Origin of the sequence: Pseudomonas sp. LF-5, from assembly GCF_037626295.1 — a bacterium.
Classification (GTDB): Bacteria; Pseudomonadota; Gammaproteobacteria; order Pseudomonadales; family Pseudomonadaceae; genus Aquipseudomonas; species Aquipseudomonas monsensis.
Window position 1 is genome coordinate 1 of sequence record NZ_JARKMT010000009.1, and the last position, 22,383, is coordinate 22,383.

The 22,383-nt window shown below is 56.9% G+C and carries 19 protein-coding genes, 5 tRNA genes and 1 riboswitch; of the genes, 6 read left to right on the plus strand and 18 right to left on the minus strand.

What is annotated here, in order from left to right:
- Positions 1-107: 107 nt before the first annotated feature.
- Positions 108-461: a hypothetical protein gene (locus PseuLF5_RS21645; RefSeq protein ID WP_340134737.1), complete on the minus strand. Its 354-nt coding sequence runs from the start codon at positions 459-461 to the stop codon at positions 108-110.
- Between the two features lie 204 nt (positions 462-665).
- Here PseuLF5_RS21645 and PseuLF5_RS21650 point away from each other — a divergent pair, with 204 nt between their 5' ends.
- Positions 666-1,673 carry a hypothetical protein gene (locus PseuLF5_RS21650; RefSeq protein ID WP_340134738.1) on the plus strand — a complete coding sequence of 336 codons (1,008 nt, stop codon included), beginning with the start codon at positions 666-668 and terminating at the stop codon, positions 1,671-1,673.
- A gap of 235 nt (positions 1,674-1,908) precedes the next feature.
- On the opposite strand, the gene PseuLF5_RS21655 is transcribed toward PseuLF5_RS21650, so the two are convergent.
- The 3 genes from PseuLF5_RS21655 to PseuLF5_RS21665 form a co-directional block, all read right to left on the minus strand.
- On the minus strand, positions 1,909-2,907 hold the full coding sequence (locus PseuLF5_RS21655) for a DUF4917 family protein (protein WP_265068194.1): 999 nt from the start codon (positions 2,905-2,907) through the stop codon (positions 1,909-1,911).
- A gap of 273 nt (positions 2,908-3,180) precedes the next feature.
- A complete protein-coding gene (locus PseuLF5_RS21660) occupies positions 3,181-7,158 on the minus strand; it encodes a DUF4365 domain-containing protein (RefSeq protein ID WP_340134739.1) in 3,978 nt (1,325 codons plus the stop codon).
- A 556-nt stretch (positions 7,159-7,714) separates the two neighbouring features.
- Positions 7,715-7,791: transfer RNA gene (locus tag PseuLF5_RS21665), tRNA-Arg, on the minus strand.
- Between the two features lie 294 nt (positions 7,792-8,085).
- Here PseuLF5_RS21665 and PseuLF5_RS21670 point away from each other — a divergent pair.
- Positions 8,086-8,316: a hypothetical protein gene (locus PseuLF5_RS21670; protein ID WP_340134740.1), complete on the plus strand. Its 231-nt coding sequence runs from the start codon at positions 8,086-8,088 to the stop codon at positions 8,314-8,316.
- Between the two features lie 20 nt (positions 8,317-8,336).
- Complete coding sequence (locus PseuLF5_RS21675; RefSeq protein ID WP_123466986.1) at positions 8,337-8,516, plus strand: PA3371 family protein; 180 nt, start codon at positions 8,337-8,339, stop codon at positions 8,514-8,516.
- Here PseuLF5_RS21675 and phnN read toward each other — a convergent pair.
- A complete protein-coding gene (phnN, locus tag PseuLF5_RS21680; RefSeq protein WP_186748718.1) occupies positions 8,491-9,060 on the minus strand; it encodes a phosphonate metabolism protein/1,5-bisphosphokinase (PRPP-forming) PhnN in 570 nt (189 codons plus the stop codon). The two genes, PseuLF5_RS21675 and phnN, sit on opposite strands and share 26 nt — an antisense overlap.
- Positions 9,061-9,182: 122 nt before the next feature.
- Positions 9,183-9,338 carry a hypothetical protein gene (locus PseuLF5_RS21685; protein ID WP_177490689.1) on the minus strand — a complete coding sequence of 52 codons (156 nt, stop codon included), beginning with the start codon at positions 9,336-9,338 and terminating at the stop codon, positions 9,183-9,185.
- A gap of 112 nt (positions 9,339-9,450) precedes the next feature.
- Between PseuLF5_RS21685 and PseuLF5_RS21690 the strand changes: the two genes are divergently transcribed.
- On the plus strand, positions 9,451-9,777 hold the full coding sequence (locus tag PseuLF5_RS21690) for an Arc family DNA-binding protein (protein WP_003178899.1): 327 nt from the start codon (positions 9,451-9,453) through the stop codon (positions 9,775-9,777).
- A 244-nt stretch (positions 9,778-10,021) separates the two neighbouring features.
- On the opposite strand, the gene mgtE is transcribed toward PseuLF5_RS21690, so the two are convergent.
- The gene (gene mgtE, locus PseuLF5_RS21695) at positions 10,022-11,464 is read right to left on the minus strand and encodes a magnesium transporter (RefSeq protein ID WP_123466990.1); all 1,443 of its coding nucleotides are present in this window, start codon (positions 11,462-11,464) and stop codon (positions 10,022-10,024) included.
- Positions 11,465-11,785: 321 nt separating this feature from the next.
- Between mgtE and PseuLF5_RS21700 the strand changes: the two genes are divergently transcribed.
- Positions 11,786-12,304 carry a cell envelope protein SmpA gene (locus PseuLF5_RS21700; protein ID WP_128613534.1) on the plus strand — a complete coding sequence of 173 codons (519 nt, stop codon included), beginning with the start codon at positions 11,786-11,788 and terminating at the stop codon, positions 12,302-12,304.
- A 19-nt stretch (positions 12,305-12,323) separates the two neighbouring features.
- On the opposite strand, the gene PseuLF5_RS21705 is transcribed toward PseuLF5_RS21700, so the two are convergent.
- From PseuLF5_RS21705 to ltaE, 8 genes are all read right to left on the minus strand, one after another.
- Positions 12,324-12,400 (minus strand) — tRNA-Arg (locus PseuLF5_RS21705).
- Between the two features lie 72 nt (positions 12,401-12,472).
- Positions 12,473-12,549: transfer RNA gene (locus PseuLF5_RS21710), tRNA-Arg, on the minus strand.
- A gap of 72 nt (positions 12,550-12,621) precedes the next feature.
- A tRNA-Arg gene (locus PseuLF5_RS21715) sits at positions 12,622-12,698 on the minus strand.
- Positions 12,699-12,805: 107 nt separating this feature from the next.
- Positions 12,806-12,896: transfer RNA gene (locus tag PseuLF5_RS21720), tRNA-Ser, on the minus strand.
- Positions 12,897-12,958: 62 nt separating this feature from the next.
- Positions 12,959-13,147 carry a carbon storage regulator CsrA gene (csrA, locus tag PseuLF5_RS21725; RefSeq protein WP_002554426.1) on the minus strand — a complete coding sequence of 63 codons (189 nt, stop codon included), beginning with the start codon at positions 13,145-13,147 and terminating at the stop codon, positions 12,959-12,961.
- A gap of 186 nt (positions 13,148-13,333) precedes the next feature.
- Positions 13,334-14,575, minus strand: a complete 1,242-nt coding sequence (locus PseuLF5_RS21730) for an aspartate kinase (RefSeq protein ID WP_123466994.1) — start codon at positions 14,573-14,575, stop codon at positions 13,334-13,336.
- Between the two features lie 90 nt (positions 14,576-14,665).
- Positions 14,666-17,284, minus strand: coding sequence for an alanine--tRNA ligase (gene alaS, locus PseuLF5_RS21735; RefSeq protein WP_186746595.1), 2,619 nt, complete (start codon positions 17,282-17,284; stop codon positions 14,666-14,668).
- Between the two features lie 146 nt (positions 17,285-17,430).
- On the minus strand, positions 17,431-18,435 hold the full coding sequence (gene ltaE, locus PseuLF5_RS21740; RefSeq protein WP_340134741.1) for a low-specificity L-threonine aldolase: 1,005 nt from the start codon (positions 18,433-18,435) through the stop codon (positions 17,431-17,433).
- A 198-nt stretch (positions 18,436-18,633) separates the two neighbouring features.
- Positions 18,634-18,805, plus strand: a riboswitch (FMN riboswitch).
- A gap of 103 nt (positions 18,806-18,908) precedes the next feature.
- Between ltaE and PseuLF5_RS21745 the strand changes: the two genes are divergently transcribed.
- On the plus strand, positions 18,909-19,418 hold the full coding sequence (locus tag PseuLF5_RS21745; RefSeq protein ID WP_123467000.1) for a 6,7-dimethyl-8-ribityllumazine synthase: 510 nt from the start codon (positions 18,909-18,911) through the stop codon (positions 19,416-19,418).
- A 155-nt stretch (positions 19,419-19,573) separates the two neighbouring features.
- Here PseuLF5_RS21745 and astE read toward each other — a convergent pair whose 3' ends face one another.
- From astE to astB, 3 genes are read right to left on the minus strand one after another with little or no spacing between them, the layout of a single operon-like run.
- Positions 19,574-20,584, minus strand: coding sequence for a succinylglutamate desuccinylase (astE, locus tag PseuLF5_RS21750; RefSeq protein ID WP_340134742.1), 1,011 nt, complete (start codon positions 20,582-20,584; stop codon positions 19,574-19,576).
- Positions 20,585-20,596: 12 nt separating this feature from the next.
- Positions 20,597-20,887 carry a hypothetical protein gene (locus PseuLF5_RS21755; protein WP_016773591.1) on the minus strand — a complete coding sequence of 97 codons (291 nt, stop codon included), beginning with the start codon at positions 20,885-20,887 and terminating at the stop codon, positions 20,597-20,599.
- 57 nt (positions 20,888-20,944) lie between these two features.
- Positions 20,945-22,291 carry an N-succinylarginine dihydrolase gene (gene astB, locus PseuLF5_RS21760; RefSeq protein ID WP_123467006.1) on the minus strand — a complete coding sequence of 449 codons (1,347 nt, stop codon included), beginning with the start codon at positions 22,289-22,291 and terminating at the stop codon, positions 20,945-20,947.
- Between the last annotated feature and the right edge of the window lie 92 nt (positions 22,292-22,383).

Consider the following 22,383-nt stretch of genomic DNA (forward strand, 5'->3'; position numbering starts at 1 on the left):
TATCAGCCATTTTTTGATGCACCGGTACAACTGGATTCGACCGCACCAATTTAATGGTGGGCTGCCACCGGCTCAGGCCGAGAAAAAACTTAACGTCGTGTCCGGGATTAGTTGACCACTACAAGCTGACCGAAGATTCGCTTCTGTGGGACTATTAGCGGACGAGATCTAATTATTTTAAGTCCAAACTTAGCGAGCTGAAACCCTACGCGCTCGCCATCTACGCTCCCAAATACCGTCCACCTTACTTTCTCCTCCTCACCATGCCATTTCCATCCCATGACATTACGTAAGGTGAGGAGGATAAGCTCCGGCACTGGAAAACTTTCGCTGTTGACAGTGCTATAGGTGAGCTCCCCCTGTTCCTCAGGCCACTCGGAAGAAAAACCTCGTAGCTTGCTGCCGACTAAGGCTTTGAGATCTTCAAGTTGGAAGTCATCTTTCTCCGGCTGTACGTCCATCCCTGCTCTCCCGTCTCTGCTCAATGCAGATATCCCAACATCGTAGTAAAGCTGCCACCTACGGAGCAGCTCGAATTCCCTGCCGCTATTCTACCGAACGCAGGCCATTACCAGAAAACTCGTTGCCTCCCAAATCGGCTGGCAGTTGACCTTAGGTGGTCACCCACTGCAGCATAGGTAGTTCACCACCCTGGAGACACTTAGATGGACATAAGAAAAGATTTTCACCCCGTTGAAACCTGGATGCAAAGACTTGCAGCCTTTGCTGGGGCTTTCCACGAGAACAACATAAGCAGTTGGTCTCATTTAAAAAATCAAGAAGATTTCTCAAATTTGTATGAACTGCCTTATGCTCAACGCGCGCCGCTTGAAAAGATTTACATAAGTGGGCGAGATTTGGCGGTAGGTATGTCACGCAAGCTGAGCTCATTCAATTCGGTACATGATTACCCAACGCTAAAATCTTTCGTGGACTCTTTTGATGGCGGCTGGGTTAACCAAATTGATCTTTTGGAAATCGAAGTATCCACTGCTGAATCCATAGCGGCGTCTGTGCCGAATTGCCCATGGGCAGTAAAAGAGATGATCACTCTGTATAGGTCTCAGATGAGTCTGTTGCAGAATGTGGCACAATGCTTGGACACTCTTCGCAACTCAGAACTCTACTTAGCAGAGAGTGGACACCAAGCTTCTCCACCCAAAGTCATAGCCTACGGTACGATCCTTAGCTCTATTGACGGCATTTGCAAAGTCTTCGAGAGAAATCCTGCAAACTATAAGGGGCGAGGCGAAGAGGCATTACGCGACCACATGCTCGCCACTTTAGAGGTTGCTGTCAACGGAAGTGTCACTGGAGAATCATTCAACAAACGAGGCAAGACAGATATCCTCATTCGAGATGGTCGCGAGACCTGTTTCATTGGTGAGTGTAAGTTCTGGGCAGGCTCGTCCGGATTCTCGAGCACAATTGACCAACTTCTCTCTTACCTTTCTTGGAGAGATACCAATACGGCTGCGATCATTTTTGTCCGCAACAAAGAGTTTACTTCGGTAATCCAGAAAGCAGACGAAACGGCTCGCTTGCATCCTCAATTCGTCCGTTTGATATCTCAGCCGGGCGAAACTTGGACAAATTTCGAGTTTTCCCACCCTGAAGATTCAAAACGCATCATTAGTGTGGCAGTGATGTTGTACCACCTACCTGAGAACTGACACTGTCGTGGTAGCTTATTGACCTTCTGCCCAAAACACAGATTTCAATCTCATGCGCATACTTTCTGCCGTGGAAACCGAAGCCGACTTTTTCAACAGAATCGGCCGTTAGCTGCCGACGGTTAACGCCTGCTTCTGGTATTTCGGTACTCTACGTAGCAACGTGTGGCCCGACTACTCTCCAAGAGTCGGCGCTCAGGCCACTGGGCTAGCAATCCCACCTTCGGATTGAAGGCTAAGCACGCCGATCAGGATTGTTCCAGCAACCGGGACTGATGGAATCGAAGAAGTCCACCTGCGCTATTCCTGATCGGTTTAACCTTTCTTCGACACGTTGCGCGAAGGCTTGATCTCCACCTCGTACAGAGACAGCCACTCTCTGTGGAGGATTTCGCATTACCTGCGTAAGGATATGCTGGTCTTGCTCTGCGAGGCTCCATCCATAAATGGTGATGGATTCGCCACAGTCAGGCATGACCTCTCTGTAAACGCGTTCCAAATAGGAAGAGCTTTCGATTGATGCCTGCTTGTGTGCAGCTGTGCCTTCGCACACAAAGAGAGGAATTGCGGATCCACCTTCCCATTTGCGCAAAATCGCGTCGAGTAGACGGCCGTTATCGTGAGCGCCTATTTTGCCTTCACCTCGGTCAGTGGTTCGAGTAAGCACCAGATTACCGTGCGGATAAAAAAAGAGTGTGCTCCCGGTCGCACGACCATACGGTTGCCGAAGGGCATCCCAGTCTTCGGCGAAACTTCCGCCAACGAAAGCATCTTTGAAATGTATGCCAAGCTCCCGGTTACCCAGCATGGCCGCCCAGTAAACGATCAAATCGTAGTTCAGTGAAACGACGGTACCAAAGCGCGCCATGAAGCGATAAATGAAATGAAGATGGGGAAGCGCCTCATCATAGTCGACATGAACATCTCTAACCGTTGCGATCAGTGCCCTCCGAACCTCTGCGTATGCTTCCTCCACTCTCCCGTGCGGGATCTCTAGGGCTTGCGTTACAAGGCTAGCTTGCCAAAGGCGACGAAGCACCAGCTCGAAATCGGTAACTCCAAATTTATCGAAAATTGCCCCGACTGCTGGGGTGATATGACCGTTTTCTAGCGCGCTTTCAAACAGCGAACCGTAACCAAAGCCCGGATGCAGAGCCATGCTCGCACCATTTCCTAACAACAGGGTGTCGGTGTACTGGTCTGCGATGTGCGCCCAATCAACAATTTCCGGCATTTTCAATCCTTAGGAAAAAATACAACGGGGTGGCCGTCCCTGTCGTAGTAACTATTTGTGAGTCGATATCTGCGAGGTGCAGTAGTGATAGCGCCGAGTTTGGGGTAGCGTTACGGGACGGCTACATTCTCGTGCAGTTGTAACGCCAATCTACACATTTCCGAAACGCTCATAGCGCCCTTTTTACTGTTGCCATTTGTTATTGCAGATGCGTGGTCTTCGACGCAGCCGCGAGCTGCGCCAAACCCGGCGGCGGCACGCAGTAGCCGGGCTTTATCTACAGGTCTGCCGAGACTGCATTCTCAGATGAAGCAACGTGGTCGAGTAGCCCGAGGAGAAATCGGAATCGTCGCTTGTGCCATCCGTAAGCGCCTGTCTCAGTCCCATGTAGACCTTCTCGCCATCCCCCGGGGTCGTCACTTGCAGCTTGGCGCACTCGCTGCCAAGAAGACGAATCGCCTCGTGCTCTTTCGATTCGTCCATGTAATTGCCATGGTGAAACTCGACGAGCGCTTTGTAGACAGCCCAGAATTTCACGGCGGTATTCCTCGTGAGCTTTGCAGGCTGCGCCGACCGTGTGATTGCCTTCGTCAGGACTCCAAGGGCTTGCGCTGGCGCGTCATTCTTCATTCCTGCTTTCACGAACCACTGGCCCAGTAATGCAGCGAGTGCAACATTAGGAAGAGGAGTCTCATCCGCAAGGCGACGTAGAACCGCCGCCGCATGCTCCAGAGTTTTGTCGAACCGCGCCGGGAAGTCCCAAATAGCCGAGATAACAGACATGAATTCGGGACTGGCATCGAGAATCTGAATGCCTTGCCTCACGTTCCGTGCTTGCGCCAGATTGCTTGGGATAAGGGGCACGAACTCCTGGAATCGGACCACAAGTCCGACCCGCCATTCACAAAGCTTCGAGACCTTCCGCGCGACTTCGTTACGCGTGAGCAGGCCTGCCTCTTCCAGAGCCGTCAACACATCCAGCGTGCAGATACCGTCGGGGGTGTCGCTTTTTGCGCAGAAAACGCGGAACGCGAGATCGTCCGAGTAGAGGCGAAAGGTGTTGTGCTCATCTCGGCAGAGTTGGGTGATTTCCTTGTGCTCGCGTCCAAGGGGCCCGTCATCCTCCTCTTCGTCATCTGGCAAGTTCGAGATCGACGGCTGGACGATCGCGCTCAAGTGCGGCTTTAGAGCGTCTTGCAAGGCTGTGCATTTGCTTTTCGTTGGGCTGCCGGAAAACGGGTTAACCAGGGTTGCGAGCGTCTCCAAGGTGGCTTTCGCGATTGCCACTTTCCCAAAAAATTGCATCACATGATTGATTAGGTCCAGGTCGAACAGGACGAGTAAGGCCGTCAAATCAAGAAGTGGAATGCGGTCGCGCAGCGAGGCGGCGCTCGGAGGTTGCCACTGCGGATCAACGAGCATCGTGAGGTGAAATTTCCTGTCGTCCCTGCCGGATACCTTCGCAATCTCCCACAGGTGAACAACATCGCGCACTGACGAGAGAACCAGCTTTGGTCGCCAGGAGAACGGAACGACTGTCAGTCCCTGTTGCAGCTGGTTCTCAAGCCGGGCTTGCAAGGCTTCACGGTCCGCCGTAATGCCAGTGATCTCTTTAAGCTGCGCAAACAACTCCTCGGGTGAAGCGTCTTCTCGGATCTCTCCTTTCTTGAGGATTCTGGAGTTCGGAAAATTGATGAAGAACGCATCGGCTCTCTCCCTGAACTCGGTCACCTGCCGCTGCGAAGGCGTGTTCGTTTCGGCGGGCGTGGCCATGAGGAACATCGTCAAGTAGATGCCCTCCTGGACCTCTGAGTTGGGGTCCGCCAGTCCACCCATTTGGACTGCCAATGCCAGGAGGCGTTTGCTCGTGGGGTCAGCGTTTTGAATCAGGTTGAATAGCAGTCTGATGCAATCCATCCGCTGCGTGTTCGATTGCGCTGATTCGAGGATCTTTTCTGCGGCCTCGAGCGCCTCTTGGACGTAGCCGCATCTCACCATGATGGTCACGTAGGTGTTCATCGCCAAGCTATCGAGGACACCGCCGGCAAGCATCTGTTCGAGGAGTCGTCGGGCTTCCTCGGTGTCGCCTAGGCGGTCCAGAGCGAGCGCTTCGAACGCCAGCATACGGGGGCCCGCGTCCGCTCGGACCTTGAACCCCCGGCAAAGGTCCAGAAGTGACGCCCAATCTTGTATGGTGCCCAAAGCAAGCCCCAGATGCGCGGCCATCGCGGGCGAGAGCTGGACTTTCTCCATGACGCGTCCGGCAACTTCGACGCAAATTGGCGCATGCTCTGCGTCTGCAGGGTTCAACTCCTGCAGCAGCGCAACCGCCAACGTGAATGGGCGGCCGAGTTCTTCGTATCGAGTGTGGAGCATCCGAAGAGCTTCCGAGTTTCCGAGCTTGTTTTGCTCCAGCATTAAAAAATACTGTAGAAGCGCAGCGTCTTCACTCAGAACGGGGTCAGAGTCCAGTATTGCCGACCATTTGGTGACCAGCTCGGGCTGCGCCATTTTGTGCGCGGAGAGTGCGGCGACCATTGTGGCCGGGCCGAGGAGTTCGTGGGCTCTGTCAAAGGAGTCGATATTCAACTCAAACCATTGGAAACAGGCGCGGTGCTTTTGCGCTTCGTGCAAGAGCAGAGTGCGTCGTAAATTTCTTGTCTGAGTAGCTGGAATTCGTTCATTCGCTTCCAGAGCGATTGCAAATTCGCCGCACTGCGCGGCGACCGACTCCAACGCTCCTTGTAGGGTCTTGAGGTGCGGATTTGCACGTGCTGCTTCGGCAAGCGCCGGTAACACCTCTTTCTGCTTGCCGAGTATGGAGGCAGTGGCCGCCCAGATATCGGCAACAAGTTCGATGTTGGAACTCCAGCCAGCCTCCCGCAGAACGTCGACCGCCTTGTCGATCGCCTCCCAAGCCTCCTTGACCAATCCCGAATCGATACCCGTTACTCCGCTAGGTGGCAGCACCTGGATCCCGGACACCGGTGCGCTGGCCTGGGCCAAGGAAAACTTCGCGCGTGCTCTGAGCACCAGCAACATCTGCCGCATGTTATCCGGCAAGTCAGACAGCCCGAGACCTGAGTCGCAGTCGGCCAGAGCTTCCGCTGGCTTGCTGAACATCGTATGCGCGAGTGCTCTCGCTGCATGTTGTTCAGGGCCGCTGATTTTGTCGGCAACTGCGATGGCTTCTTCGAATTTCCCCTCCGCCGCGAGTACTCTCGACCTCGCGAAAGGCACCCCTGGTTCTTCCCCTACGAGCGCTTCAAGCAAGTCCGGGTAGGGCTTGGGCCCATCTTCTTCTTGGTAGCGGAGGCGAATTTCCGCTTCTGTCCAGGCGGCGAGATACTTCGCGAGAGGATTTGCTTGATGTGCGCGATTAAACGCATCGCTCGCCGCCTGGTCCGAGCCAGATGCGGTCTGCCATTTCCCACGCAAGAACCAGTAGTCTGCTACCTCAAGCAGCGTAGCCGCTGTCAGCATCGCTTCTGCCGCGTCAAGTTTCTGTGAGCAACGCTCAAGGGAGTTGGTGCGCAGAAGGTCCTTGGCTTGATTCAGGTGCCAGGCAAGAGTGCCAGGTGAGGGCGCTACCCAATGCTCTTCTACCGGAGCTGCGAGGGCATCGATGAAAGCAGTGCTGCGAGCTGCGATCCCCAATGTCACTCCCTGTACTACGTTCAACCGCTCCTGGGCCTGCATCATGGGGTGCGTTTGTTCGACGCGGACATCCATCGCATGCCCCGCGCGCGAAAGCTCATTCTGCCCATCAATGTCAGCAGAAAGATCTGTTTGAATCGTCAAGCGGTTCTGGGTGGGAACTCGCAGAGTGACATACAGCTGTTCTGCCGGCAGGTTGGACACGTCGATGCGGCGAAGCTCGTCCCGCACCCATACGTAATACAGAGGACAATCAACTGGCTCCGGATCCGCTTTAAGATTGCACACGACAAGCAGAATCGGCTCCACAAGCCTGTCGTAATACCGGATGGTCGAAGCCTTGAGCTGAATGGAGACGAACCTGCCATCGGCCGAGATCTCAGGAGAGCGGGTGCCCTTAAGCTGGACGCGGAAGATATCTGTCGCTCGCTGGCCTGGCGTCGTTTGAACCTGGTAATCCAAGCCGTAGTCATCCGTCCCTTCTAATCCATGAGCCCTCCAGTTCCGTGGGGACCGCGCCCTGAAGCAACGATCCGCGTCCGCGTTGATGTCGTGCTGATCCCCGGTCTGGGGCAAAGGACCTTCAACTGGCATGGCGTCTCCTGGATTCTTGTTCTTCAGGTTAACGAGGGCTTTGCTCTCTGTATTTAGAGCGCAGTTCACCCACTGTCCCTACTTGGTATACGTGTTATACGAGATAACCCAATCGAGATAGACGCTGCAACAAATCGTCGAGGTCCAGTGGATTCGCGCGCAATCGCAAGGGTGGACCGAGTGGCTGCTTCGAGGCACATTGTCGTGAGGCGCCTGATAGTCCGCTCGGGGTAGTTTTCTGCTGGGTGTGACGTGCCGCTTTTGGCCGATTTCACCCTGTCGCCACCACAGGCAGCATTCATCATACCTACGAAGCGCGTAGGTCAAATCCGACGTAAGGGAATCAGTTGCAATTCGCAGTGACTTTTCAATCGTGATGCAATTTCACGGGTAGAGAGAACGACCAGGCATCAGTTTCGGAAATCGGCCAAAAGCATCCAATTCCAAGTTGATAACTCAATACCGAAAGCTCGGAGAAGTGGGGACCAAAGTGGGGACCTGAGAGAAAATCCTATCGAGGCGCTATCGAGAAATCTAGCTAACTACCTGATTATAATGGTGTCCCAGGGCAGGTTCGAACTGCCAACCTTCCCCTTAGGAGGGGGATGCTCTATCCAATTGAGCTACTGAGACACTGAGTTGTCACGGCCGGATGCGGCGCGACGGACGGCGAGCATGTTAACGGCCAGCCCTCTATTTGTCATGTCGTCCGTGGGCTTTTTAAGTGTAGGCAGGCGCCCTGCAACCTTGCGGGATGATTTACCGTGCAATTTGCACTACCGCAAAAAGCCATCATTGCAGAATGCAACCTGAGCCTGTTGAAAAACCCTTCCAAATGCTTGTTTTTAAAGGACTTAACAGCGGTTAGACTGTTGGCACGACGGCTGCTTTGTCTGTTCACATAACAGAACAAACGGAGTCCGCCCCATGAACAGCACTCTCCTGCTTGCAAACGCAATCGCTCTCGCGGTTTTGGTTGGCTTTCATTTTGTTCCCGAGAGTGCTGAACCGTTGGCTCAGCGTATGCCGCATTACTTGCAGGTGCAGAAAGCGCCACGGTGGGCGGTGTTGAGCGATCAGAGCGACTTCGCGGCGCAGGCAGTCAATGAGCCTGAGCAAGCACTGCCGACGCGCGACACCGAACGTCTGGTTTTTTGAAATATCTTCAGGAGTACAGCATGTCCAAATCAGCCGCAGGATTTCTGATCCTCGCCTTATTGAGTGGCGTCGTGCATTTTTCGCTGTTCGAGGAAACCGAAATCACCCTGCCCCTGGTCGGCTGCGGCGTGTTTGCGGTGTTGTTCGCACTGGCACTGGTTGCCGGACGCAGGATCAAGTTCGATCCGGTGTTGCGTTGAGCCGGATCAAGTCCAGTAATTGATTGACGGCATCCACCAGAGCACCTGAATTGTCGATCAGATGAACAGGCAGATCGCTGGTTCGCCGGTCCTTGAATAACGCGTTACGCGCAAGCCGCGCATCGATCTGCTCAAAGGTCTCTCGACCGCGCCGCACCAGGCGCTCGCGCAATACTTCATCCTTCACCGTCAGCAGCACCGGAATCAGCGTCGGATAGTGTGTCAGCGCGTCACGCAGATTGGCGCGCGAGCCGTTCACCAGCACATGACGACCGGCGCGCAACCATTCGTCCATTTCTATCGGGATGCCATACGCGAGGCCGTTGGCGTGCCAGGCGAGGGCAAAATCGCCGTCACGCTCGCGCTGATCGAACTCTTGCGGCGTGACGCCGACGGCGTCTTCACCCACCGACTCCGCTGATCGGGTAATCACCCGGCGAATGATTTCGCAATTCATCGCCCGTAGCGGCTCACGCGCCGCTTCAATCAGGCTGTCCTTGCCCGATCCGGAAGGCCCCATCAGATAAATAAGCCTGCCATCCATCCTGAAAACACCCTCCGGAACGTGTCTGCCCCTAGTAAATCGGCAAATTGCCACTATCCTGTACAGGTAAGGAAACAAGGATAGAAAGCCGCATAGCATGCACGTTCTGAAGCCTTCGGGCATCAATTGATGTGCATCAGGAAGCGGCCATTGATGCGGGCCAAGGCAAAGTTTTCCAACCAGTCCGCATTTCTGATAATTGGTGCTGGCATTACGCCTTTACCCAGCTCAATATTTGTCACAGAATTGACGCCAATGATCTGGCAATTTTGAGGCATGATGCGGGCCTCTTAACAATTCAGGTTGAACCATTTGGCGCGGATGCTTGTCCTACCACACATCCTGCGGCCAATTCCGAGAACCGCTCCCCTGAACTAACCGGTTAAATATATGCGCCCATTGAAACAGGCAATTTATTCCAGCCGTACGGCTGACAAGTTCGTCGTACGTCTGCCAGACGGGATGCGTGAACGCATTGCCGAGGTGGCTCGCAATCATCATCGCAGCATGAACTCCGAAATCATTGCACGCCTTGAGCAGAGTCTTATTCAGGAAGGTGCACTGGGCGAAGAGCTGAGCATGCGCCTGGACAGCCCAGAGCTTTCGCTGCACGAGCGTGAACTGCTGCAACGCTTCCGTCAGCTGTCTCACCGTCAACAGAACGCTCTGGTGTCGCTGATCGCTCACGACGCTGAGATGGCCGCAGACGCGTCCTGAGCCATACCGAACATCTCAAGCCAGCATAAGTGCTGGCTTTTTTTTGCCTGCGATTTGACGCGTTAGTCGCCTGACATACATTCGTGGTGAGGGGATTTATCCTCGATGGACTGCGAAGCGGCCCCAAAAAGAGGGACTGCTGCGCAGTCCATCGGGGATAAATCCCCTCGCCACAGGTTACTAATCACCCATCAACAGGCACAAAAAAGCCCGCCATTTTGGCGGGCCTTTTCTTTGCAGCCGGTTAGAGCAGGAAGATTGTCGCCAGCCCCAGGAAGATGAAGAAGCCACCGCTGTCGGTCATGGCGGTGATCATCACACTCGCGCCCATCGCCGGATCGCGCCCCATCTTCGCGAGGGTCATCGGAATCAGCACCCCCATCAGCGCCGCGAGCAACAGGTTGAGCGTCATCGCAGCGGTCATTACCACCCCCAACGACCAACTGCCGTAGAGCAGATAGGCAACCACACCGATCACCCCGCCCCAGACCAGACCGTTGATCAACCCAACCGCCAGCTCCTTGCGCATCAGGCGCGACGTGTTGCCCGTACTGACCTGGTCAAGCGCCATGGCGCGCACGATCATGGTGATCGTCTGGTTACCGGAGTTGCCGCCGATACCCGCCACGATCGGCATCAGCGCCGCGAGCGCTACCAGCTTCTCGATCGAGCCTTCGAAAAGACCGATCACCCGCGATGCGACAAACGCCGTGATCAGGTTGATGGCCAGCCACGCCCAACGGTTGCGCAGGGATTTCCAGACCGAGGCGAAGATATCTTCCTCTTCGCGCAGACCGGCCATGTTGAGGACTTCGCTTTCGCTCTCCTCACGAATCAGGTCAACCATTTCGTCGATGGTCAGACGGCCGATCAGCTTGCCGTTCTTGTCGACCACCGGGGCCGAGATCAAGTCATAACGTTCGAACGCTTGAGCGGCGTCGTAGGCGTCTTCGTCCGGGTGGAAACTCACCGGATCGCTGGCCATGACTTCAGAAACCTGTTTCTCCGGATCATTGACCAGCAAACGCTTGATCGGCAGCACACCCTTGAGCACACCGTCGTAATCGACCACGAACAGCTTGTCGGTATGACCGGGAAGCTCTTTGAGACGGCGCAGATACCGCAACACCACTTCGAGGCTGACATCCTCACGGATGGTCACCATTTCGAAGTCCATCAGCGCGCCGACCTGCTCGTCGTCATAGGACAGGGCCGAACGCACCCGTTCGCGCTGCTGGTTATCCAGACTCTCCATCAGCTCATGGACGACGTCTCGCGGCAGCTCGGAAGCCAGGTCAGCAAGTTCGTCGGCATCCATGTCCTTGGCCGCAGCCAGGAGCTCGTGATCGTCCATGTCGGCGATCAGCGTTTCTCGAACGGAATCGGATACTTCGAGCAGAATGTCGCCGTCGCGATCGGCCTTGACCAGTTGCCAGAGCGTCAGACGATCGTCCAGCGGCAAGGCTTCGAGAATGTAAGCGACGTCGGCGGAGTGCAAATCATCGAGCTTGCGTTGCAACTCGACGAGATTTTGCCGGTGAACCAGGTTTTCGACCCGGTCGTGATGCGGACCTTCCTGACGATGAGTCAGGTCTTCAACGACACGCTGGCGCTGCAGCAGCTCGACGACCTGAGCCAGGCGATCCTGCAGGCTTTCCTGTGTTTTCTTTACTTCGATTTCGGACATAGGCGAACTCCACTCCCAGCAGCGGGGCACGCCGGAAGGATCAATCAGTCAATTCATGATTGGTAAAACGCGGTACTGAGTAACTACTGGGTAAGTCCATGGAGGTTTTCCATAAGCCCCGGCGGGGCTGACGGGCGCAATGATACACCGCCTGACGGTTTTAAACGTTAAAAAATCACGGTCGAAACAAGCGCTTGCGAAACAAACCTGAGCGCAGTCCTGATCCTTGCAAATGCGACGACTCATCCTGAAAAGAAAACACACCGGCGACAAAAAATGTAGCGACTACCCTTGAGCGTAGATCGTCATGGAGGACGCCGAATGCCATCGAAAACTTCTATTTTTGTCCTGACCAGCCTGCTCTGCCTGCCGCCCGCCGGGGCCGCCACCACGCTTCATCGCTGCGAAGCCGTCGACGGCAGTATCACCTTCACCAGCATGAGCTGCGCCAGCGGCGAGCAGCGATCCGTGCAGGAAGTTCACCCCTACTTGCCAGGCTCGGTCATCGCGGTGATGCCCGAGCACGACCACGAAGAAACATCCGGTATGAAAACCAGAAGACGCGAACCCGGCGTTGTCGGCACGGCAGTAGATCAATGCGGCAATCTGATCAGCGCCAGGCAACGTCGTGAAGCAATCATCAATCAACGCGTGATTGCCGGCATGAGCCAAGAGGATGTTGAAAGTGCGCTGGGCAAACCGGACAAGGTGAATGTCCGAACTTCGACAACCAGCTATCGCTATGACCTCAAGCGAGGCCGCAGTGCTCAAGTCGATTTCGATGAGAGGGGATGCGTGAAAGGAAAAGCCAAATCCCGGACAGCAAAAAGCCCGCGTTAAACGCGGGCTTTTCGGTATATGGTGCACTCGACAGGATTCGAACCTGTGACCGCTCGGTTCGTAGCCGAGTACTCTATCCAGCTGAGCTACGAGTGCATTTTGTGTTTTTAGACCAGACCACAACTGGTTGAAGCCAAGTTATTTACATCGCTGCAACTAACTCTTAAATGGTGCACTCGACAGGATTCGAACCTGTGACCGCTCGGTTCGTAGCCGAGTACTCTATCCAGCTGAGCTACGAGTGCATTTGTGTTTGTTAGACCAGATCACACCTGGTTGAAGCCGAGTCATTTACATTGCTGCAACTGACTCTTAAATGGTGCACTCGACAGGATTCGAACCTGTGACCGCTCGGTTCGTAGCCGAGTACTCTATCCAGCTGAGCTACGAGTGCATTTGTTGCGCCGCATTATAGCCCGTTTAATCTCTATTCCAACCACTTTTTCTAGTAATTTCAACAACTTACCGAAAAAGCCAGATTACAACGTACTAAGCAAATAATGGCGGAGAACGGGGGATTCGAACCCCCGACACCCTTTTGAGGTGTACTCCCTTAGCAGGGGAGCGCCTTCGGCCACTCGGCCAGCTCTCCGCAACACGGGGCGTATATTAACCACCTTCTTCCCCGTTTGCAAACATAAAAAACGATAAAAATTAATGGCTTGGTTCTTCGTCCTTCTCTTTCTTTATACGCAGGTAAATTTCCTCACGGTGCACGGCTACCTCTTTCGGGGCGTTGACGCCGATGCGCACTTGATTTCCTTTGACGCCGAGCACGGTCACGGTGATTTCGCCATCACCGATAATCAGGCTTTCTGCGCACCGACGAGTCAGAATCAGCATACCTTTCTCCTCACGCAATTCTTCAGGGACAACAGTCTGCAAAAAAAAGGCACCCGACCTACAACCGGAGCGATCGTAGCCCTACATGCCTGAGTATTGACCAGCGCGAGCAAAAGAACAGATCAGGGGCTCGCGCCATTCAAAAATAAAGGGCGCGGTCAGACCGCGCCCTTCATGTAAACGGAATTACTCGCCCTGACGGGCTGGAGCATCCAGTTCGAAAGCCGTGTGCAGAGCGCGCACGGCCAATTCCAGGTACTTCTCTTCGATCACCACGGAAACCTTGATTTCCGACGTCGAGATCATCTGGATGTTGATGCTTTCTTTCGCCAGGGATTCGAACATGCGGCTTGCCACACCTGCGTGGGAGCGCATGCCGACGCCGACGATCGAGACCTTGGCAATCTTGGTGTCGCCTACGACTTCACGGGCACCGATCTCGCGAGCGGTGTTTTCCAGCACGGTCTGTGCGCCCTGGTAGTCGTTGCGGTGCACGGTGAAGGTGAAGTCGGTGGTGTTATCGTGCGCGACGTTCTGCACGATCATGTCGACTTCGATGTTCGCGGCACTGATCGGGCCGAGAATCTTGAACGCCACGCCCGGGGTGTCTGGCACGCCACGGATGGTCAGCTTGGCTTCATCGCGGTTGAAAGCGATGCCGGAAATGATCGGCTGTTCCATGGTTTCCTCTTCATCAATAGTAATGAGGGTGCCCGGACCCTCCTTGAAGCTGTGCAGTACGCGCAGCGGAACGTTGTACTTGCCGGCGAATTCCACCGCACGGATCTGCAGCACCTTGGAACCAAGGCTGGCCATTTCCAGCATCTCTTCGAAGGTGATCTTGTCCAGACGCTGAGCGACCGGCACCACACGCGGGTCGGTGGTGTAGACACCATCGACGTCGGTGTAGATCTGGCACTCATCGGCCTTCAATGCAGCCGCCAGTGCCACGCCGGTGGTGTCGGAACCGCCACGACCGAGGGTAGTGATGTTGCCGTGCTCGTCGACGCCCTGGAAACCGGCGACAACAACAACGCGACCCGCCTTCAGATCACCACGAATTTTCTGGTCATCAATCTGCAAGATACGCGCTTTATTGTGCGCACTGTCCGTCAGAATCCGCACCTGATTACCGGTGTACGACACCGCCGGCACACCGCGCTTGATCAGCGCCATCGCCAGCAGGGCAATCGTCACCTGCTCACCGGTGGAAACGATCACGTCCAGTTCACGCGGAACCGGTTGAGTGTCGCCACTGATTTGCTTGGCCAGATCGATCAGACGGTTGGTTTCGCCGCTCATTGCAGACAGCACAACCACCAGGTCATCGCCGGCATCGCGGAATTTCTTAACCTTGTCGGCGACCTGCTCGATTCTCTCGACAGTGCCGACCGAGGTGCCTCCAAATTTCTGTACGATCAAAGCCATTTCAAAGCCGCCTCTGCCCATGAAGGGCGCCCAATAATCACTCGAACAGCCGCCGGGCCCGCCACTAGACTGCGGGCCGGACGGACTGCCTTATAAACCCTGCTCGACGAATGGAACGGTCAGCGCCAATGCGCCATCCAGTGCGCCGGCGTCGACACCGCCGCCCTGCGCCATGTCCGGACGACCACCGCCCTTCCCGCCCACTGCCGCAGCAGCCTGTTTCATCAAATCACCGGCTTTGAGTTGGCCAGTCAGGTCCTTGGTTACGCCTGCAACCAGTACGACCTTTTCCTCATGGACACTGCCGAGCAGGATCACTGCGCGGCCGAGTTTGTTTTTCAGCTGATCGACCAGCGCCAGCAGCGCCTTGCCGTCCTGACCATCCAGACGTGCGGCCAGAACCTTCACATCCTTGACGTCCACTGCCGAGTTCGACAGATCGTCGCCCGCGGCACTGGCAGCCTTGGCTTGCAACTGCTCGAGCTGCTTTTCCAGCGCGCGGTTGCGCTCCAGCACGGCCGACAGCTTGTCGATCAGGTTGTCGCGGCTGCCCTTGACCAGGTTGGCCGCTTCCTTGAGTTGTTCTTCTGCCGCGTTCAAGTAGGCCAGTGCCGCAGCACCGGTGACTGCCTCGATACGACGCACACCCGATGCCACACCGCCTTCGCTGATGATTTTCAGCAGGCCGATGTCGCCGGTACGGTTGGCGTGGATACCGCCGCACAGTTCGACGGAGAAATCGCCGCCCATGCTCAGCACGCGCACGTTGTCGCCGTATTTCTCGCCGAACAGCGCCATCGCGCCTTTCTGCTTGGCGGTTTCGATGTCGGTTTCTTCTGTTTCAACCGCGGAATTCTTGCGAATCTCGGCGTTGACGATGTCTTCCAGCGCCTTGATTTGCTCTGGCTTGATCGCTTCAAAGTGGCTGAAGTCGAAGCGCAGACGCTGGCTATCAACCAACGAACCTTTCTGTTGCACGTGCTCGCCCAAGACCTGACGCAGCGCGGCGTGCAGCAAGTGAGTGGCAGAGTGGTTGAGCGAAGTCGCGTGACGCACTTCAGCATCGACGTGGGTTTCCACCGGTGCGCCGATGGTCAGGCTGCCCGAATCCAGCACACCGTGGTGCAGGAATGCGCCGCCGGTCTTGGTGGTGTCGCGAACGTCGAAACGTGCGCTACCGGCCTGCAGGAAACCACAGTCGCCGATCTGACCGCCGGACTCAGCGTAGAACGGCGTCTGATTCAGAACAATCACCGCCTCTTCGCCTTCATTCAAGACGTCGACCGACTGGCCATCTTTATAGATGGCGACAATTTTTGCCGAACCGCTGGTGTCTTTGTAACCGGTGAACTCGGTGGCCACATCAACCTTGACCAGGGTGTTGTAGTCCAGGCCGAACGAGCTGGCCGAACGCGCACGAACACGCTGGGCTTCCATTTCACGCTCGAAGCCGACTTCATCGACCGTCAGGCCGCGCTCACGAGCGATGTCAGCCGTCAGGTCCATCGGGAAACCGTAGGTGTCGTAGAGTTTGAACACCACGTCGCCCGGCACCACGGTGCCTTTGAGTTCCAGCAGGTCCTGCTCGAGAATCTTCAGGCCGTGCTCCAGAGTCTTGGAGAACTGCTCTTCTTCGGCCTTGAGTACGCGCTCGATGTTGCTCTGCTGCTTCTTCAGTTCCGGGAAGGCTTCGCCCATCTCGGCGACCAGCGCAGCGACGATCTTGTAGAAGAAGCTGCCAGTGGCGCCCAGCTTGTTGCCGTGACGGCAGGCACGACGAATGATCCGGCGCAGCACGTAGCCGCGGCCTTCGTTGGACGGCAACACGCCGTCGGCAATCAGGAAGCCGCACGAACGGATGTGGTCGGACACCACTTTCAGCGACGACTGATCGCCATTTTCGCAACCGATGGCTTCAGCCGAGGCTTTCAGCAGGTTCTTGAACAGGTCGATGTCATAGTTGGAATTGACGTGCTGCATCACCGCACTGATCCGCTCCAGGCCCATGCCGGTGTCGACCGACGGCGCTGGCAACGGATGCAACACGCCGTCGGCGGTGCGGTTGAACTGCATGAACACGTTGTTCCAGATCTCGATGTAACGGTCGCCGTCTTCTTCCGGCGAACCCGGTGGGCCGCCCCAGATGTGGTCGCCGTGATCGTAGAAAATCTCGGTGCATGGACCGCACGGACCGGTATCGCCCATGGTCCAGAAGTTGTCGGACGCGTAAGGCGCGCCTTTGTTGTCGCCGATGCGGATCATGCGCTCGACCGGCACGCCGATCTCTTTGGTCCAGATGTCATACGCTTCGTCGTCGGAGGCGTAGACGGTGACCCAGAGTTTTTCCTTCGGCAGTTTCAGAACGCCGGTCAGGAAGGTCCAGGCGAAGGTAATCGCGTCGTGCTTGAAATAGTCACCGAAGCTGAAGTTACCGAGCATTTCAAAGAATGTGTGGTGACGAGCGGTATAACCGACGTTTTCCAGGTCGCTGTTCTTGCCACCGGCACGCACGCACTTCTGGCTGCTGGTTGCGCGGGTGTACGCGCGCTTTTCCTGGCCCAGGAAGCAGTCCTTGAACTGGTTCATCCCCGCGTTGGTGAACAGCAGGGTTGGGTCGTTGCCCGGAATCAAAGAGCTGGAGGCTACACGGGTGTGGCCTTGCTCTTCGAAGAAGCGAAGGAAGGCTTCACGGATTTCTGCGCTTTTCATTAGGTTCTTCCACGGAGGCTGCGGCCAAAGGCCTGTTCGAAACGTCAACAGACGAAGCGACGGCAAAGGGCCGCATTATATCGGCCCTGCGCGCGGGGTACAGCGTGTTTATACGATAGAAACGGTCAATTGGACGGCTAACGCTGTCACTTGCGCGAAAACTCGACGAATGTCGCGATCACTTGCTCAATTTGCGAGCGATTGGCGTCCATGTGCGTGACCATGCGCAGACGTGCGGCGGCGCTTAATTTGATCCCGCGTTCGGCGGCAAACGCCTTGATCGCTTCGGCTTTATCGCCCATCTGCACGTAGACCATGTTGGTCTGCACGGGCTCGACGCTAAACCCGGCGTCGCGCAGACCTTCGGCCAAAAATAGCGCGTTGGCGTGGTCGTCCGCCAGACGCTCGACGTTGTGATCCAGCGCATACAGCCCCGCTGCTGCGAGCAATCCGGCCTGACGCATGCCGCCGCCGACCATTTTGCGCAGGCGGCGTGCTTTGCCGATCAATGCCTCGGCGCCGCACAGCACCGAACCGACCGGCGCACCGAGGCCCTTGGACAGGCACACCGAGACCGAATCGAAGTATTGGGTAATCTCGCGGGCATCCACGCCCAGCTTGACCGCCGCGTTGTACAACCGCGCGCCATCCAGGTGCAGTTGCAGGCCATGATCCTGAGTAAACTGGCGTGCCCGGGCCAGATACTCCAGCGACAGCACCTTGCCTTGCATGGTGTTTTCCAGCGCCAACAGGCGGGTGCGGGCGAAATGAAAGTCATCCGGTTTGATCGCCGCCGCGACCTGATCCAGATCCAGCGAACCATCGGCCTGCACTTCCAGCGGCTGTGGCTGGATCGAGCCAAGCACTGCCGCGCCGCCGCCCTCGTACTTATAGGTGTGCGCCTGCTGGCCGACGATGTATTCGTCGCCACGTTCGCAGTGCGCCATCAACCCCAGCAGATTGCTCATGGTGCCGGTCGGCACGAACAGCGCCGCAGCAAAACCCAGGCGCCTGGCCAGTTCGGCTTCAAGACGATTGACCGTCGGATCTTCGCCATACACGTCGTCGCCGGTGTCCGCCGCCGTCATGGCGTCGAGCATGGCGGGAGTCGGTTGGGTGACGGTGTCGCTGCGAAGATCGATAACGCTCATGAACCTGGCCTCAAGTCAGCAGGGGAAATCCCTTTACGAAGGTGAATTACTGCGGTCATGGCGCGGATTAATCAACCCTTGCGCAAGGAAAAGTCGTTTCGGGCAGTCAAAAAATTCGATGGCAATCATCGGAAAGGCGCAATGCACAGACGCACAATCTGTGTTAAAAACGCTGCGCCGCCCGACAAAGGGCGGCAAAAACGTTCTCAGGGCGGGGTGCAATTCCCCACCGGCGGTAATTGCGCGCAATGCGCATAGCCCGCGAGCGCTTGGCGACGCACACCGTTTTTGCGGTGGGTGGCGGCAAGGTCAGCAGACCCGGTGTGATTCCGGGGCCGACGGTCATAGTCCGGATGAAGAGAGAACGGGATTGACGCCAAAGGGCCGTCCGCGAGCAGTCGTGCGAGCGTGCGCACCCTTGAATCCCTTTCGATTCATAACGCCCTGTTTTTCACACAAACAGGAGTCAGAACATGCAACCCACCGCTATCGACAGCAAAAGCAAACACCCACATGGCGAGCGCGTCGCGTTCATCCAGGCCTGCTGGCACAAGGAAATCGTCGACCAGAGCCGTAAAGGCTTCATCACCGAAATGCTGGCCCAGGGTTATCAGGAATCGGACATCGACTTCTTCGAAGTCGGCGGCGCCTTTGAAATGCCCCTGCACGCCAAGTTGCTGGCCAAGACCGGTCGTTATGCCGGCATCGTCGCTGCAGCCCTGGTGGTGGACGGCGGCATCTACCGTCACGAGTTCGTCGCCCAGTCGGTGGTCAGCGGCCTGATGCAGGTGCAGCTGGAGACCGAAGTGCCGGTGTTCTCGGTGTCCCTGACCCCGCACCACTTCCATGCCGGCGAAGAACATCAGAAGTTCTTCTTCGAGCATTTTGTGCACAAGGGTCAGGAAGCGGCGCGGACGTGCGCGGATACGCTGCGCAAGGTTCGCGCACTGCGCCGCAGTGAGCCGCATGCTGTAGCGGTCTAAACACGATGAGTGAGATCTCTGGTCTCACTCATTCCCCTGTGGGAGCGAGCTTGCTCGCGAAAGCGGACTGACAGCCAACTCAAATGTTGAATGTCAGATTGCATTCGCGAGCAAGCCCGCTCCCACAGGGTTATATGGCGAAACCGAAACTGGCGTCAGGCGAGGTTTTCGTCGCCGGTCGGCACGATCAGGATGCCCGCGCGCAGGCCGTTCTTGACCTTCGGATTAGGGAAGATGATCCGTGCGCCCTCTTCCTCGATGACCCAGCGGGTATTGGCCAGGTCTTCGGCCAGCAGATACCCCACATCCAGCTCGGAAAAGTTCTCGATGTCCGCCGGCAGATTCAGGCGGAAGGCATCGCTGTGCTTGATGATTTCCCGGGCCACGCTGAACAGCTGCAAACCGTCCAGGCCGTCTTCGGCCAGACCCGGCTCATTGCCTTCGATGATCTGCTTCAGGCGGGTTTCCAGGCGCGAAACGTCGACCCCTTCGTTTTGCCCGAACGGCCGCGCCTTGCCCAGTTCCAGAGTAAAGGCCTCGGCACCGAGCTTGTCGTAGGTGTAGGAGCTGAACACGATCGACGGCTTGTTCTGCAGCAGCACCGCCTCCATCCCGGCGGCACGCAGGCGCGCCAGTTCGCGGCGCGAATGCTGGCGACCGTCCTTCCATGGATACAGGGCGAACTGCTCGATCTTCGAGCCACGAATCGCCGTGTGCAGGTCGTAATGCAGGCGATCACGATCCGGCAGGCTGAAGAAACTTGCCGCCAGTCGCTCCAACTCACAGGCGCGCAGCGCTTCGGAACCACTGGTTTGTTCATGACGGCCGTTGAACAGCCGATTGACGTCCTGCTCGACGAAGCGCTCGCCTTTACGAATCGCTTCCGGATTGCCGAACAGAAACAGAATGCGTGCACGCGGCTTCAGGTCGCCGCGAGCGATGTCATGCAGCAGCCGATCGAGTAACTCGATCGGCGCGGTTTCATTGCCGTGGATGCCTGCCGACAGCAGCAGGTCCAGGCCATTGTCACGCGCTTCGGGCGGCCGCACTTCCAGCGCACCCTCGCTCAACCAGCGCATGCGCACGCCTTCGACAGTCAGTTGAGTCTTCTCCGCCGGTTCGCGGCCGGCGAGGGTCAGTTCAAGCAGTTTGCCGAGGGCGAGCATAGAGCGGTTTCCTTAGTGATCGTGGTTGCAATCCGGGCCGTGCACGTGATCCTCGTCAGCGCCGAGGTCAGCCGGTTCCATTTCCAGTTGCAGACTTACCAGATTAGTCGCCAATGGGCGCAGCAGCAGGTTGGCGTACTCTTCGTCACCTTCCTCGACGTCCACGCCAATCAGCAGTTGGCCACGGCCGTCCTGCTGGATCCACAGCTCTTTGCCTTGCCACATGACCGCGACGCGGGTGCACGAGGTTTGCAGTTGTGTGCCGTCGGTGTCTTCAAGGATCAGCTGCAGGGAATCGCTCATGTTTTTACTCTCTTGGGGAGACAAGCCGCGCGCCGCATTCAGGCGACGCGCCGGCCATCAATTGATCTGGAATGGATAAACCGCGCCCAGTTTAAGGATTTGCGTCAGTTCATCCAGTGCCGTCCGGCATTCAAGCAGCAATTGCGGGTCCGCCAGATCGCTCTCGCTCAGGCGGTCGCGATAGTGCTTTTCAACCCATGCGGTCAATGAACCGTACAACGGCGCGGTCATGATAACCCCTGGGTTGACCGCCGCCAGTTCGGTTTCGTTGAGCGCGACACGCAGACGCAGGCACGCCGGGCCACCACCGTTCTGCATGCTTTGTTTGAGGTCGAAGACTTTCACTTCGCGGATCAGGCCGCCGGAGCTGGTCAGACTTTGCAGGTAAGCCCACACGCGCTCGTTGGCCTGGCATTCCTGCGGCACGATCAACAACATCGAACCGTCAGGGCGCGACAGCAACTGGCTGTTGAACAGGTACGAGCGCACGGCATCATCGACGCTGACCGCCGAACGCGGCACGCAGATGGACTGGAACTTGCCGCCGACGTTGGCGAGCTTGCCTTGCAGCTCGGCCAGCATGTGCTCGGTCTCAAGGAACGCGTCCTCGTGATAGAACAGCACCTCGCCGTTGCCCACCGCGATCACGTCGTTGTGGAACACGCCCTGATCAATCACGTTCGGGTTCTGCTGAGCGTAAACCACGCCCTCGTCCCGCAGACCGTGCAGACGCGCTACGGCTTGCGACGCTTCCAGAGTCTGGCGCGCCGGGTATTTCTGCGGCGCCGGGTAACGGGTGTCAAATGCACTGCGACCGAACACGAAGAACTCGACACCGGCCTCGCCGTATTCACGGCAGAAACGCGTGTGGTTGGCGGCGCCTTCGTCACCGAACTGCGCCACCGCCGGCAAGGCGGCGTGGTGGGCGAAGTGCTGCTGATCGGCGAACATCGCCCCCAACACGCGACTGGTGGTCGGGTGCTCGATGCTGCGGTGGTATTTGCAGTTGAGGTTGGCGGCGGTGAAATGCACGCGACCGTCAGCAGTGTCGGCGCTCGGGCTGACGGTGGCGGCGTTGGCCACCCACATGCTCGACGCCGAGCAACTGGCGACCAGCAGCGGCATGGCCTCTTTGGCAGCGCGCTCGATCACTTGCGCGTCGGTGCCACTGAAACCCAGACGGCGCAACGCAGCCACGTCCGGACGCTCCTGCGGCGCCAGCACGCCCTGCTGAAAGCCCATGTCCATCAGCGCTTTCATTTTCGCCAGACCTTGCAGCGCCGCTTCCTTCGGATTCGAGGATTGCTGGCTGTTGCTCTGGGACGCAACGTTGCCGTAGGACAGACCGCCGTAGTTATGGGTCGGCCCCACTAGACCGTCAAAATTGACTTCATAGGATTTCATCAGCGAGGCTCCACGAGAATCTGTTGTTATAGGCTTCAGTAACTAACTGTTCAGTGCGACCGCGTCGCGGCCATCGCTGGCAAGCCAGCTCC

Excerpts from the sequence above, each read along its gene's own strand:
- PseuLF5_RS21645 (WP_340134737.1), bottom strand. The coding sequence starts at position 461 with ATGGACGTACAGCCGGAGAAAGATGACTTCCAACTTGAAGATCTCAAA.
- PseuLF5_RS21650 (WP_340134738.1), top strand. The coding sequence starts at position 666 with ATGGACATAAGAAAAGATTTTCACCCCGTTGAAACCTGGATGCAAAGA.
- PseuLF5_RS21655 (WP_265068194.1), bottom strand. The coding sequence starts at position 2,907 with ATGCCGGAAATTGTTGATTGGGCGCACATCGCAGACCAGTACACCGAC.
- PseuLF5_RS21660 (WP_340134739.1), bottom strand. The coding sequence starts at position 7,158 with ATGCCAGTTGAAGGTCCTTTGCCCCAGACCGGGGATCAGCACGACATC.
- PseuLF5_RS21670 (WP_340134740.1), top strand. The coding sequence starts at position 8,086 with ATGAACAGCACTCTCCTGCTTGCAAACGCAATCGCTCTCGCGGTTTTG.
- PseuLF5_RS21675 (WP_123466986.1), top strand. The coding sequence starts at position 8,337 with ATGTCCAAATCAGCCGCAGGATTTCTGATCCTCGCCTTATTGAGTGGC.
- phnN (WP_186748718.1), bottom strand. The coding sequence starts at position 9,060 with ATGGATGGCAGGCTTATTTATCTGATGGGGCCTTCCGGATCGGGCAAG.
- PseuLF5_RS21685 (WP_177490689.1), bottom strand. The coding sequence starts at position 9,338 with ATGCCTCAAAATTGCCAGATCATTGGCGTCAATTCTGTGACAAATATT.
- PseuLF5_RS21690 (WP_003178899.1), top strand. The coding sequence starts at position 9,451 with ATGCGCCCATTGAAACAGGCAATTTATTCCAGCCGTACGGCTGACAAG.
- mgtE (WP_123466990.1), bottom strand. The coding sequence starts at position 11,464 with ATGTCCGAAATCGAAGTAAAGAAAACACAGGAAAGCCTGCAGGATCGC.
- PseuLF5_RS21700 (WP_128613534.1), top strand. The coding sequence starts at position 11,786 with ATGCCATCGAAAACTTCTATTTTTGTCCTGACCAGCCTGCTCTGCCTG.
- csrA (WP_002554426.1), bottom strand. The coding sequence starts at position 13,147 with ATGCTGATTCTGACTCGTCGGTGCGCAGAAAGCCTGATTATCGGTGAT.
- PseuLF5_RS21730 (WP_123466994.1), bottom strand. The coding sequence starts at position 14,575 with ATGGCTTTGATCGTACAGAAATTTGGAGGCACCTCGGTCGGCACTGTC.
- alaS (WP_186746595.1), bottom strand. The coding sequence starts at position 17,284 with ATGAAAAGCGCAGAAATCCGTGAAGCCTTCCTTCGCTTCTTCGAAGAG.
- ltaE (WP_340134741.1), bottom strand. The coding sequence starts at position 18,435 with ATGAGCGTTATCGATCTTCGCAGCGACACCGTCACCCAACCGACTCCC.
- PseuLF5_RS21745 (WP_123467000.1), top strand. The coding sequence starts at position 18,909 with ATGCAACCCACCGCTATCGACAGCAAAAGCAAACACCCACATGGCGAG.
- astE (WP_340134742.1), bottom strand. The coding sequence starts at position 20,584 with ATGCTCGCCCTCGGCAAACTGCTTGAACTGACCCTCGCCGGCCGCGAA.
- PseuLF5_RS21755 (WP_016773591.1), bottom strand. The coding sequence starts at position 20,887 with ATGAGCGATTCCCTGCAGCTGATCCTTGAAGACACCGACGGCACACAA.
- astB (WP_123467006.1), bottom strand. The coding sequence starts at position 22,291 with ATGAAATCCTATGAAGTCAATTTTGACGGTCTAGTGGGGCCGACCCAT.